Below are 11,449 nucleotides of genomic sequence, written 5' to 3' on the forward strand. Positions count from 1 at the left end.
CTCTTCATGTTATGTGAACGGATAACCTTAAGAAGGTAGGTGTGAAAATGAGTAACTTGTGGATATTTGGTTTTCAAGCGCTATGGAGTCCAATCTTTTTATTATTTATGCTTTCGATCCTCATTGGATATTTTTTAATTATTGGGCCGTATAGAATGCGATTTGAACATGCGACAAAGGTAAGTAAGAAGCAAGTTTTTTATTTTACGACTGGAATTGTTCTTTTGTATTTTGTAAAGGGAGGGCCTATTGATTTAATTGGTCATATTATATTTAGTGCACATATGTTTGAAATGGCAGTTATGTATATTGCCGTTCCGCCTTTGTTGTTGCTTGGTATACCAGTTTGGTTATATCGTTATATTACTTCTTTTAAGTTCGTTCAAATTATATTAAAGATATTTGCTAAGCCACTTATTGCATTGTTTGTATTTAATGGCCTGTTTTCTTTTTATCATTTACCAGTTGTTTTTGATGCAGTAAAACAAAGTCAAATTGCTCATCCTATCTGTCTCGCTATATTGTTCTTTACGGCAATCATGATGTGGTGGCCGATGCTAAATCCATTACCAGAATATCAAACGTTAAGTGATATAAAGAAACTTGGTTATATGTTTGCTAACGGTATATTATTAACGCCAGCTTGTGCGTTAATTATTTTTGCAACGGCGCCGTTGTTTGCAACGTATACGGATCCGGCTGCTTGGATGAAGGCGATGGAACTATGTGTACCAGCGGGAACTTTATCTGATTTAAATATAACTGGACCAGAATTTTTACACTGGATGCCGATCGTACAAGACCAACAAACAGGCGGCATCATTATGAAAATTGTCCAGGAAATAGTGTACGGTACAATTATTGGTTATGTGTTCTTTCGATGGGCGCGTCGAGAGCGTGAAAAGGATAAAGAGCAGTTACAACAATTGCCGCCGTATTTACAAACGAAGTAAAAAAGTGTATGGGTTTCCATACACTTTTTTAGTTTTACTAAACTTTAATAGATTGAATTTTCTAATTATTTATGTTAAGTTAGTGTAGGCATGTACTAAAAGTGGATATAAGATTTACTACTAGCTTTAATGCATAATAATTCCATGTGTAGTACAAGTTTTTTAGAGAGTTACAAATTTATATTGTTATCTTTAATAAAACAAGGACTATTTTAAGGGGGAATTTAAATGGGTAGTAGTGGAAGTATGGTAAAGCCAATTAGTGGTTTTTTAGCAGCATTAATACAATATCCAGTACCGGTAGTAGAGTCACGTGCAGACATTGATAAACAAATTAAACAGATCATAAAAACAATTCATTCAACTAAAGCAGGGTATCCTGGATTGGAATTGATAGTATTTCCAGAATATAGTACGCAAGGGCTTAATACAAAAAAATGGACTACAGAAGAGTTTTTATGTACGGTCCCTGGGCCAGAAACAGACTTGTTTGCTGAGGCATGTAAAGAGTCTGAAGTATATGGTGTTTTTTCTATAATGGAAAGAAATCCTGATGGTGGAGAACCGTATAATACAGCAATAATTATTGATCCACAAGGTGAAATGATTTTGAAGTATCGTAAGCTAAATCCTTGGGTGCCAGTTGAACCTTGGAAGGCTGGAGATTTAGGTTTACCTGTTTGTGATGGACCAGGAGGAAGTAAATTAGCTGTTTGTATTTGTCATGATGGTATGTTTCCTGAAGTAGCTCGTGAAGCAGCTTATAAAGGTGCAAATGTCTTGATTCGTATTTCTGGATATAGCACACAAGTTAGTGAACAATGGATGTTAACTAATCGTTCGAATGCATGGCAAAATTTAATGTATACATTGTCGGTGAACTTAGCCGGTTATGATGGTGTATTTTATTATTTTGGTGAAGGACAAGTATGTAATTTTGATGGGACTACTTTAGTGCAGGGACACCGAAATCCTTGGGAGATTGTTACTGCGGAAGTATATCCAGAGTTAGCAGATCAAGCTAGATTAGGATGGGGTCTCGAAAATAATATATATAATTTAGGTTCAAGGGGATATGTAGCGACTCCTGGTGGGGTGAAAGAAAACCCATATACGTTTGTAAAAGATTTAGCTGAAGGTAAATATAAGGTTCCTTGGGAAGATGAGATTAAAGTAAAGGATGGAACTATTTATGGGTATCCAGTCAAAAAGACGATTCATTCTTAAGTAAGATAAATAGAACAAGCGCATCATATTGATGCGCTTGTTCTATTTACTCAATAATTTGGAATTCTTTTAACTCTTTTTCGATATTTTGTAGGAGTTGTTCGCTTTTTTGAATTACATTCGTTGGGAAAGTTTCACCATCACCATATTCAACGCCGTGAGGATAATAATGTTTACCTAATAAGGGAGGGAGTAGCTTTATTTCAGCGTGTCTGCTGCCAATGTCACCTTCAATAGCTAAACCTTGTACACGTAAATAATAAACATCGTTTAATATTTCGAATTTATAATCGTATGTAACTCGTTCATAATCCCACTGTCCAGCAAGTACAAAATGGTTCTTTTCCATAATCTCTGTTAATAGTGTTAAATCAACGACTGCCCCATTAAATTTCGTATTTGTAAATTGCATAAAATACCTCCTTTTTTAATGTTACACCATTATTTTTATAATAGTATGAATAGTAAGAAAGTGCAATTCATATTGAGAGAAAAGGGATAATCCAGACTTTTTTTGCGAAAATATGATATAGTGAAAAGAGTACGGTACACACAAAAAAAGGAAAGAAAAGGATTTGTGTATATCTCAATTTTATGTTTTTTGCAGGAGGTATATCGATTGAAGAAATTATTGCGTATCGTAATGATTACAATTTTAATTTTAGCTGTTGATTTATACGGGAAATTACTCGTTTCACAATATATATTAACCCCATCTCAATCAAAGCAAGAAAATAAAATTGTGAAAAAGAAAAAACAAGTAAATGAAGACTCTTCTGATACGGTTTTAAATATGATTGGTGGAGACTCTGAAAATTTATTAGCAAAATGGGGCGAACCTTCTCGAATAGAACCATCTGCTTACGGATATGAATGGTGGGTATACAATCAAGATTTAGCTCAGTATGTTCAATTTGGGGTTGCTGAACGTAAAATTGTAACGGCGTATGTCGCTGGTGAGCAAGTTAAGGTGCCACCTTATTATATAAATGAAAAGTATGAAGATGTGTATAAAAAGAATCCACTTTCTCATGAGATTTCGTTAAAAAGAGGAAAGAATAGTTATCAATTTGAGTTATCTGATACCGAAGTGATGGAACAACCATTAGTACCAGTAGAAGATGGTTGGGCACAATTATATTTTGATCATTTTACGCATGAGCTTGTCGGTGTTCGTTATATGGATGACGAAACGTTATTGCGTCAAAGACCGTATCAGCTCGTTTATTCGGGTGAATTATTAGCAGAACAACCATTAACTCCAGATAAAATGAAACAAATAGAGAATGGGAATATGCAACAAATTTTTGATTTAACAAATATTATTCGAAGCCGTCATAATTTACCGTTATTAGCGTGGGACCAACAAACGGCAGAGGTGGCAATCGGTCATAGTAAAGATATGAAGGATAATAATTACTTTTCACACGATTCACCTACATTAGGTACGTTAGGAGATCGTTTACAGCGCGGGAAAGTAGGATTTCAACTTGCCGGTGAGAACATAGCGGCGCAACATAGTGATGGGGTTGCGGCATTGCAAGGTTGGTTAAATAGTGAGGGACATCGAAAAAATTTATTGAATGAACAATTTACAGGATTAGGTGTTGGCGTATACGATAAGTTTTATACACAAAATTTTATTCGGAAATAAAATGAAACTGTAAATTGTGGATGGGAATCTTCCCCTATGCAAATAGTAGGATAAAAAGGTGCATGAATCGTCTAAAAATAGGCGAACCATGCGCCTTTTTTTTCTTATTATATAGTAGATATACATGAAGAGGTGAGGATTATGCCGACAACAAAAGGACCGTTACATCCATCGGTTCAACAGTTTAAAGAGTTTGTAAACCATCACCCTAAAATGGTTCATGAAGTTCGAAGTGGTCATAAAACTTGGCAACAGTTTTATGAGGAATGGTACTTACTTGGTGAAGAAGATCCAATATGGGCAACTTTTAGACCGGATGGAGCGCCTGCTTTTTCTTCGGTAAAAGAAAAGAAAAAAGAAAATGGAAAAGAAAAGGACACTCGAACTGAAGAGGAAAAAACTGCTGATGTGATGGGACAAATGCTTTCTTTCTTTAAAAAGTTAGACGTGGAACAAATGCAACATCATTTAGCCAATGTGACGAGTGCTATTGGGAGTGTGCAACAAGTTTTTCAACAATTTCAAGGAAAACGTACGCAGCAAGAAGAGAGTACTTCCGAAAATAATCCATTTTTCTTTCAGAAGGATTAGGAGGAAAGCGGATGAGAGCAGAAATTATGGAGTTTATAAAGGCTGATGAGGATTTATCTCGCTATATTAGGGAGCAACCTTACTGGTATAGAAAACTAACGCGAAACCCTGAAGAAAAAGAGGCATTTGAGTTAGCAGCTATGCAACATTTCAAAAAAACGATACCAGATAAAGTTGAGAAATTTCAAAATCAATTGGCAGTTGCTTCCATTATGATTGATATGTTTCAGTATATGAAGCAGCAAAATGCAACATAATTGGAAGGGAAAACTATGTCCGTCATGCAGAACTTTTGATACAATAGAAGCGGATTATTTAAAAAGGAGTTGCAGCATGAGCATGACGGAAATTTGTTTAGTACGACATGGACAAACTGATTGGAATTTTCAAGAGATTATTCAGGGACGTGAAGATATTCCGCTTAATGAAGTGGGGAAGAAGCAAGCGAGTCAAAGTGCAGCTGCTTTGCAAGCGGAGGCATGGGATATAATTATAAGTAGCCCATTAATTAGAGCGCAAGAAACAGCTAAGGAAATTGCAGAGGCAACTGGATTACAATCAATTTTATTAGATGAGCGATTTGTTGAACGTAATTTTGGTGAAGCTTCTGGGAAGCCAGTTGCGACTGTTAGGGAATTAATTGCAGAAGGTAAAGTAGAAGGTATGGAGCAAGATGAAGAAATTGTAGCTCGTTGTTTTGCTGCGGTAAAAGATGTTGCAGAAACTCATTCTGGCAAACGTATTATTATTGTAGCCCATTCTCATGCGATAAAAGCAATTTTACATGCAATTGCTCCGGAAGATATTTCGTTTAAGACACCGTTAAAAAACGCATGTATTAGTTATGTGAATGAAAATAGTGGGAAGTGGGATGTTGTTAAATACAACATTGCGGAACATATTAATGTATAAATGTGTACTGAAATTATTAAAAAATAGTTAGAATGATATCTTTCTGTTTAGTGAGACACTTCAATTAGTAGTTCTATTCTAAATGTGGTATGATAAATACTCGGAGGTGTCTCTCATGATTGTAGCGACGCTAGAAAGCGTATTAATATTAGATAAGGCAGAGCAGCTTGCAAAAGCGATCATCTGTTCAGATATAGCAGAAGATTACCGTAAATGTTATAAAGACTTGCATGAAGATATGGAAGTTCAGACGTTAATTCAGCAATTTACAGCGATGAAAGAACGATATGAGGAAGTGCAACGTTTCGGTAAATATCATCCTGACTATACTTTCGTTTCGACGAAAATGAGGGAATTGAAGCGTTCTGTAGATTTACATGATAAGATTGCAGCTTTTAAACGAGTAGAAACAGCTTTACAAAAGTTGTTAGATGAAGTTAGTGTAGCAATCGGTTCTGAGGTGTCCTCTTCCATCAAAGTTCCAACAGGAAATCCATTTTTTGATGCTGGTGGCTGTGGTGGCGGTTGTGGTACCGGCGGAGGTTGCGGTTGTAAAAAAACGGGGTAAATCACCCCGTTTTTTAGAAGATAGAAGAAAACGTATACAGAGTTTGTCCTGTAATGTCATAAATTTCTGATTGGTTTTCATAAAATATAAAATATATGTTTTTAAAAGGAGAAGATGGAGAAGATTATGTTCGGGCAACGACAAAGTATGATTGTTTATTTACATTCATTGAAACATGCCAAGATTTTAAGAAAATATGGTAACATACATTACATATCAAAACGTTTAAAATATGCAGTAGTATATTGTGATATGGAACAAATTGAGCATATGATGCAAAAGTTGAACAAACTTCCTTTTGTGAAAAAGATAGAACAGTCGTACCGCCCGTATTTAAAAACGGAATTTGAAAATTCACGTCCTGATCGGGCAAAAGAATACGATTATAGCTAATAGAAAAAATCCCCTGCTAATTTTAACAGGGGATTTTTTATTTGAAATAACACATTATTTCATTGGAGGAATAAAATTATTCATTCGTAAAATACCAATTAAATGATTGAAAAACAGTTCTTTTTCTGGGAAAGTTGTGGATGGTTTTACCGTAAAGGTAGTCACTTTTTTTCCAAGTTGTTCTGCCGTTTCTTCAAATAAAATGACGCGTTTACTTTTTTTATTTTCAAGTACAGGAATGCCTTCACGACATATGTATAATGGTTGGAAATCACCAGTAGTAGTTGGTTTTAATATTACAACAAGTGAGCACACTTTTTTTTCATTTTTAATTGTTTCAAATTGTAACATATGTGTTATACGTTCTTGATTTGCTTTGGCAATTTCAAGTAATTCATATAAATCAGAGTAGCCCTCTCCGAGTTCTATAAAGCGTTGAATCATATCTTTTCCTCCTCTTTCTTTTACTGTACCATCTCACTTTTTAAATGAAAAGTAGACAAAGAAAAAAAACCCTGCAAAGCAGGGCCCTTCTTATACTAGCATGTACTAGTAAGAAGGCAAAGGGAGAGGAGAAACCGGAGGAAGAACTTATGGGGAAACGTAAGTCTTCTCCGCGGTTGGCAACAACATCGAAGGTGATGTTGTTATAGTTATTTATGTCCAATCTAAATGAAGATATACATGATGAAATTAAATTTTATGTTGGGCTTTTTATTTTTCTTTTTTTTATTTTATGATAGGATAAAAAAGATAAAGTGAAACGAATAGTTCGTGTTAGCGAATGGTGAGATGAATACATAAAAATGCAGAGCGGTTATTTTAAGCTAAGTTCTTCTAGTCTTCGTTGGAAGATGAATGGAATCGTAAAGTTTGGTAGCGGTTACCGAATGGAGAAAGGCTTTCTATAATTGCTCGATAGATTGAAATAAAGGTAGTGACAACAGATGAGAGTAGTTTCAGGAAAATGTAAAGGACACCCACTTAAAGCGGTGCCAGGTAATACAACACGTCCAACGACTGATAAAGTAAAAGAATCCATTTTTAATATGATAGGCCCTTATTTTGATGGGGGTGTCGCTCTTGATTTATTTGGTGGTAGCGGTGGTCTTGGAATCGAAGCTATAAGTAGAGGGATTGATAAAGCAATTTTTGTTGATCGAGACAATAAAGCGATAAAGGTAATCCATCAAAATTTAGAAAGTTGTAGAATACAGGAACAAGCTGAAGTATATCGGAATGATGCAGAACGTGCGATAAAAGCACTTATAAAACGTGAAATATCATTTGATCTTATATTAATTGATCCTCCATATAAAGATCAAAAAATTGTATCTTTAATTAGTGTAATGGATCAACATGGATTACTACATAACGATGGTTTAATTATGGCGGAGCATGGTAATGATGTAGTTTTACCTGAGGCTATAGGAAGACTTGTAAAAGTGCGAGCTGAAAATTATGGCATTACAGCGATATCGATTTATAAGTATGAAGGTGAGGGGACGGAATGACAAGTATAGCTATTTCTTCGGGCAGTTTTGATCCAATTACCCTTGGGCATCTGGATATTATTAAAAGGGGAGCAAAAGTATTTGACGAGGTATACGTAGTAGTTTTAAACAACTCGTCAAAAAAACCGTTCTTTTCAGTGGAAGAGCGTTTAGATTTAATTCGAGAAGCAACAAAGGATATTCCTAATGTCAAAGTAGATTCACATAGTGGACTACTAGTTGAGTATGCAAAAATGCGTAATGCGAACGCGATTTTACGTGGATTACGAGCAGTTTCTGATTTTGAATATGAGATGCAAATTACTTCTATGAATCGAAAGTTAGATGAAAACATTGAAACCTTTTTTATTATGACAAACAATCAATACTCATTTTTAAGCTCGAGCATTGTGAAAGAAGTTGCGAGATATGGAGGAAGTGTAGTAGATCTTGTACCTCCTGTTGTAGAACGTGCTTTAAAAGAAAAGTTTCAAACCCCGTTAAAGTGAACGGGGTTTTTCTTTGTTGCTCCGAAAGAATAATAAGATGACATATACATATAAGCAAAATAATGTAAATATCGGTCCGTAGTGTATAAAAGATGTCCAAAATTCATGCAGAATAGAAGAATGATTCGATAAAAAGACAGGGATATCTTTTTGCATAGGTGAAAAAGAGCTTACTTTTTCATAAAATGGTTTCCAAAATATAAAAGTAAAAATAGGGGCAAGAATACTTTGGATAATTCGTGCGAAAAAATAGGGCTTAAATCTAATGTCTGTTTCAGCTAATATGCTAGCGACTTGTGCCTGAATAGAAAGGCCGCTAAATGCTAAAATAAAGCTTGTTACCATAGCTTGCTGCAGGAGGGGTGTTTCAGTTATTTGACTAATCATTTGGCTTCCAAGTGTCATTTCAAACATGCCAGATAATATTGGGATACTAAATTCAGTAGTTAGTTGGAAGAATGATAAAATATGTTGCATAATAAAAGAAAGGGCTGCTGTAATATGAAATACAGTAATCATTTTATTTAAAACAGAGAATAAAATAATAAATCCACCAATCATAAGTAGCGTTTGAATAGAAGAAACAATAGCGTCCCCAAGTAATTTTCCTATTGGTCTTTTTTCTTGCATACGTGTCTCGTGTAGAATTGAAAAAGGGTTTTGAAAAGGGTGTTTTTTAGTAACATGTTTATCATGCGTGGAACTGTTGTTATTGCCATAAAAACGCATCAGTAACCCGACAGCAAAATTACTTACATAATGTGCAGCAGCTAATACGATTCCTAATTTCGGATTATTGAAAAAACCGATAGAAACAGCGCCAAAAATAAAAAGTGGATTGGATGAGTTTGTAAAAGATACGAGGCGCTCTGCTTCAATTTGTGTTAGCTGATTGCTTTTGCGCAGTCTAGCGCTTAATTTGGCGCCAGCGGGAAAGCCTGAAGCCATTCCCATTGCCCAAACAAATCCGCCTATTCCTGGAACGCGGAAAAGTGGTCGCATAAGTGGTTCTAATATAACGCCTATAAATTTTACAACACCAATACTAATGAGAAGTTCGGCAATGATGAAAAACGGTAAAAGTGAAGGGAATACAACTTCCCACCATATATTTAACCCTCGAATGGAAGCTTGTAAAGCAGCTTGGGGGTGGAGTACAAGAGAAAAGGTTAAAAAAAGTGTTGATATGGTAAGGAAAGCCGTTTTCCATTTTTCATACATGTAAGTAAATCCCCCTTTGTCCCAAAAAACGTTCATTTCAGTATACGTGGATACGTAGTGAATTTAGACCATAAGTATGAAAAAGGAACGAAAAAAATTAAAGGGTGAGAAAAGTGAAAGAACCGAAAATTGGCTTAGCTCTTGGATCTGGGGGCGCAAAAGGTTTTGCTCATATTGGTGTTATAAAGGTTTTAAGGGAAAATGATATACCGATTCATATGATTGCAGGAAGTAGTATGGGGGCTTTAGTAGGTACATTTTATGCGGCTAGTTCAAACGTTGAAAGACTGTATAAACTGGCAAATGTTTTTAAGAGGAAATATTATTTAGATTTTACGGTTCCGAAAATGGGATTTATTTCTGGAAAACGTGTCAAAGATATGATTAAAATGTTTACATATAATAAAAATTTAGAAGAATTAGATATCCCGACGGCTGTTGTGGCTACTGATATCTTAAAGGGGGAAAAAGTAGTTTTTACAAGTGGTCCAGTTGCAGAGGCGGTGAGAGCAAGTATTTCTGTACCTGGAGTGTTTGTGCCAGAGAAAATAGATGGACGATTATTGGTAGATGGCGGAGTAATTGATCGCATCCCAGTATCGGTTGTGAAAGAGTTAGGTGCCGATATTGTCATTGCTGTTGATGTATCCCCGATTAAAGTAAATGGAGAGGTTACGTCTATTTATGATGTAATTATGCAGAGTATTGAAATTATGCAACATGAGCTTGTGATAAATCGGCAAATTGCATCTGATTTAATGATGCGACCAGCTGTAGAACAATTTAGTTCCCGGGCTTTTACAAACATTGAAGACATTATTCGAGTTGGAGAGGTAGAAGCGGAAAAGCATGTTGCAAATATTCATTTATTAATTGAGCAGTGGAAGGAGAAACATAATGTTTAAGCGTTTTCGGTTTATATATGCAATTTTAATAGGGGTTATATTGGCAATGTTACTTGTTTATGTACGCCTGCCGTATTATGTAACGAAACCAGGAATGGCTGCCAAATTAGAGCCTTACGTTCAAGTTGAAGGGGGAACAAAAGAATCAGGTGATTTTATGCTTGTTACGGTTTCAATGGGACCGGCAAATGTAGTGAATTTAATAGCGGCACAGTTTAATAAATATACACATATTTCAAAAGCGGAAGAAATATTGCAAAAAGGTGAAAGTGATGAAGAATATCAATTTCGCCAAAATTATGCGATGAAAGATTCGCAAAATGCAGCGATTTATAATGCTTATAAACGTGCAAATCGTACTGTTTCTTTTGAAAATAAAGGTGTGTTGGTTGCTGGTGTAGCGAAAGGGATGCCTTCAGAAGGAAAGCTTAAACTTGGAGATGTTATCATTGCCGTCGACGGAAAAACATTTGAAAAGACAGAACAATTTATTGAATATATGACAGGGAAAAAAGAAGGAGATACAGTAAATATTGAGTACAAGAGGGATGGGAAACAGTTAAAAGAAAATTTAAATGTAAAGACTATTCCGAATGGAAATGGACGTGTTGGTATAGGTGTTTCTATCGTTACGGAAAGAGAATTAGTGGTAGATCCGAAAGTGAAAATTGACTCTCATGAAATAGGCGGACCATCGGCAGGCCTAATGTTTACATTAGAAATATATAATCAACTGGTGGAAGATGATTTAACAAGAGGGCATGAAATAGCTGGAACAGGGACGATCAATGAAAAGGGAGAAGTTGGCCCGATTGGCGGTATTCAGCAAAAAGTGGTTGCTGCAAGTGATGCTGGTGCTGAAGTGTTCTTTGCACCAAATGAAAAAGGTGCGGAGAAATCGAATTATAAAGATGCACTTGAGGCTGCGAAAGATATTAAAACGAAAATGAAAGTTGTGCCAGTTGATACGTTGGATGATGCATTAATGTATTTGGAAAAAATGGGCAATAAATAAAAAAATCT

General features: G+C 35.5%; 15 protein-coding genes. 12 read left to right on the top strand and 3 right to left on the bottom strand.

Annotated features, from left to right (window positions below):
- Nucleotides 1-47 precede the first annotated feature (47 nt).
- Together ctaG and RCJ96_RS04845 are read left to right on the top strand one after the other, a co-directional pair.
- Nucleotides 48-953 carry a cytochrome c oxidase assembly factor CtaG gene (ctaG, locus tag RCJ96_RS04840; RefSeq protein ID WP_000069012.1) on the top strand — a complete coding sequence of 302 codons (906 nt, stop codon included), beginning with the start codon at nt 48-50 and terminating at the stop codon, nt 951-953.
- A 228-nt stretch (nt 954-1,181) separates the two neighbouring features.
- Nucleotides 1,182-2,180 (top strand): formamidase, encoded by a 999-nt coding sequence (locus RCJ96_RS04845; protein ID WP_000535781.1) that lies wholly within the window; start codon nt 1,182-1,184, stop codon nt 2,178-2,180.
- Nucleotides 2,181-2,226: 46 nt separating this feature from the next.
- Here RCJ96_RS04845 and RCJ96_RS04850 read toward each other — a convergent pair whose 3' ends face one another.
- On the bottom strand, nt 2,227-2,592 hold the full coding sequence (locus RCJ96_RS04850) for a YugN family protein (protein WP_416504780.1): 366 nt from the start codon (nt 2,590-2,592) through the stop codon (nt 2,227-2,229).
- A 207-nt stretch (nt 2,593-2,799) separates the two neighbouring features.
- On the opposite strand from RCJ96_RS04850, the gene RCJ96_RS04855 reads away from it, so the two are divergent.
- The 6 genes from RCJ96_RS04855 (at nt 2,800) to RCJ96_RS04880 (ending at nt 6,298) form a co-directional block, all read left to right on the top strand.
- Entirely contained in the window at nt 2,800-3,834 is a 1,035-nt protein-coding gene (locus RCJ96_RS04855) for a CAP domain-containing protein (RefSeq protein ID WP_000735391.1), read from the top strand.
- A gap of 141 nt (nt 3,835-3,975) precedes the next feature.
- Nucleotides 3,976-4,425, top strand: a complete 450-nt coding sequence (ylbD, locus tag RCJ96_RS04860; protein ID WP_001143335.1) for a YlbD family protein — start codon at nt 3,976-3,978, stop codon at nt 4,423-4,425.
- A gap of 11 nt (nt 4,426-4,436) precedes the next feature.
- Nucleotides 4,437-4,682, top strand: a complete 246-nt coding sequence (locus RCJ96_RS04865) for a YlbE-like family protein (protein WP_001200990.1) — start codon at nt 4,437-4,439, stop codon at nt 4,680-4,682.
- 82 nt (nt 4,683-4,764) lie between these two features.
- Complete coding sequence (locus RCJ96_RS04870) at nt 4,765-5,337, top strand: histidine phosphatase family protein (RefSeq protein WP_001998138.1); 573 nt, start codon at nt 4,765-4,767, stop codon at nt 5,335-5,337.
- Between the two features lie 115 nt (nt 5,338-5,452).
- Nucleotides 5,453-5,905 (top strand): YlbF family regulator, encoded by a 453-nt coding sequence (locus RCJ96_RS04875; protein ID WP_000634351.1) that lies wholly within the window; start codon nt 5,453-5,455, stop codon nt 5,903-5,905.
- Nucleotides 5,906-6,031: 126 nt separating this feature from the next.
- On the top strand, nt 6,032-6,298 hold the full coding sequence (locus RCJ96_RS04880) for a YlbG family protein (protein ID WP_002080814.1): 267 nt from the start codon (nt 6,032-6,034) through the stop codon (nt 6,296-6,298).
- Between the two features lie 54 nt (nt 6,299-6,352).
- Here RCJ96_RS04880 and RCJ96_RS04885 read toward each other — a convergent pair whose 3' ends face one another.
- Nucleotides 6,353-6,742, bottom strand: coding sequence for a DUF7147 family protein (locus tag RCJ96_RS04885; protein ID WP_000616011.1), 390 nt, complete (start codon nt 6,740-6,742; stop codon nt 6,353-6,355).
- Between the two features lie 503 nt (nt 6,743-7,245).
- Between RCJ96_RS04885 and rsmD the strand changes: the two genes are divergently transcribed.
- Both rsmD and coaD read left to right on the top strand, forming a co-directional pair.
- Nucleotides 7,246-7,812, top strand: a complete 567-nt coding sequence (rsmD, locus tag RCJ96_RS04890) for a 16S rRNA (guanine(966)-N(2))-methyltransferase RsmD (protein ID WP_001266987.1) — start codon at nt 7,246-7,248, stop codon at nt 7,810-7,812.
- Nucleotides 7,809-8,300, top strand: coding sequence for a pantetheine-phosphate adenylyltransferase (gene coaD, locus RCJ96_RS04895; RefSeq protein WP_000200598.1), 492 nt, complete (start codon nt 7,809-7,811; stop codon nt 8,298-8,300). The genes rsmD and coaD overlap by 4 nt, the downstream gene beginning before the upstream one ends.
- Here coaD and ylbJ read toward each other — a convergent pair.
- A complete protein-coding gene (gene ylbJ, locus RCJ96_RS04900; RefSeq protein WP_000273104.1) occupies nt 8,292-9,521 on the bottom strand; it encodes a sporulation integral membrane protein YlbJ in 1,230 nt (409 codons plus the stop codon). The two genes, coaD and ylbJ, sit on opposite strands and share 9 nt — an antisense overlap.
- A 113-nt stretch (nt 9,522-9,634) precedes the next feature.
- On the opposite strand from ylbJ, the gene RCJ96_RS04905 reads away from it, so the two are divergent.
- Nucleotides 9,635-10,426, top strand: coding sequence for a patatin-like phospholipase family protein (locus tag RCJ96_RS04905; RefSeq protein WP_000662598.1), 792 nt, complete (start codon nt 9,635-9,637; stop codon nt 10,424-10,426).
- Complete coding sequence (locus tag RCJ96_RS04910) at nt 10,419-11,441, top strand: SepM family pheromone-processing serine protease (protein ID WP_000476307.1); 1,023 nt, start codon at nt 10,419-10,421, stop codon at nt 11,439-11,441. Before RCJ96_RS04905 ends, RCJ96_RS04910 begins: the two co-directional genes overlap by 8 nt.
- Nucleotides 11,442-11,449: the final 8 nt, after the last annotated feature.

The organism is Bacillus sp. BSL6 (assembly GCF_052928345.1).

Excerpts from the sequence above, each read along its gene's own strand:
- ctaG (WP_000069012.1), top strand. The coding sequence starts at position 48 with ATGAGTAACTTGTGGATATTTGGTTTTCAAGCGCTATGGAGTCCAATC.
- RCJ96_RS04845 (WP_000535781.1), top strand. The coding sequence starts at position 1,182 with ATGGGTAGTAGTGGAAGTATGGTAAAGCCAATTAGTGGTTTTTTAGCA.
- RCJ96_RS04850 (WP_416504780.1), bottom strand. The coding sequence starts at position 2,592 with ATGCAATTTACAAATACGAAATTTAATGGGGCAGTCGTTGATTTAACA.
- ylbD (WP_001143335.1), top strand. The coding sequence starts at position 3,976 with ATGCCGACAACAAAAGGACCGTTACATCCATCGGTTCAACAGTTTAAA.
- RCJ96_RS04865 (WP_001200990.1), top strand. The coding sequence starts at position 4,437 with ATGAGAGCAGAAATTATGGAGTTTATAAAGGCTGATGAGGATTTATCT.
- RCJ96_RS04870 (WP_001998138.1), top strand. The coding sequence starts at position 4,765 with ATGACGGAAATTTGTTTAGTACGACATGGACAAACTGATTGGAATTTT.
- RCJ96_RS04875 (WP_000634351.1), top strand. The coding sequence starts at position 5,453 with ATGATTGTAGCGACGCTAGAAAGCGTATTAATATTAGATAAGGCAGAG.
- RCJ96_RS04880 (WP_002080814.1), top strand. The coding sequence starts at position 6,032 with ATGTTCGGGCAACGACAAAGTATGATTGTTTATTTACATTCATTGAAA.
- RCJ96_RS04885 (WP_000616011.1), bottom strand. The coding sequence starts at position 6,742 with ATGATTCAACGCTTTATAGAACTCGGAGAGGGCTACTCTGATTTATAT.
- rsmD (WP_001266987.1), top strand. The coding sequence starts at position 7,246 with ATGAGAGTAGTTTCAGGAAAATGTAAAGGACACCCACTTAAAGCGGTG.
- coaD (WP_000200598.1), top strand. The coding sequence starts at position 7,809 with ATGACAAGTATAGCTATTTCTTCGGGCAGTTTTGATCCAATTACCCTT.
- ylbJ (WP_000273104.1), bottom strand. The coding sequence starts at position 9,521 with ATGTATGAAAAATGGAAAACGGCTTTCCTTACCATATCAACACTTTTT.
- RCJ96_RS04910 (WP_000476307.1), top strand. The coding sequence starts at position 10,419 with ATGTTTAAGCGTTTTCGGTTTATATATGCAATTTTAATAGGGGTTATA.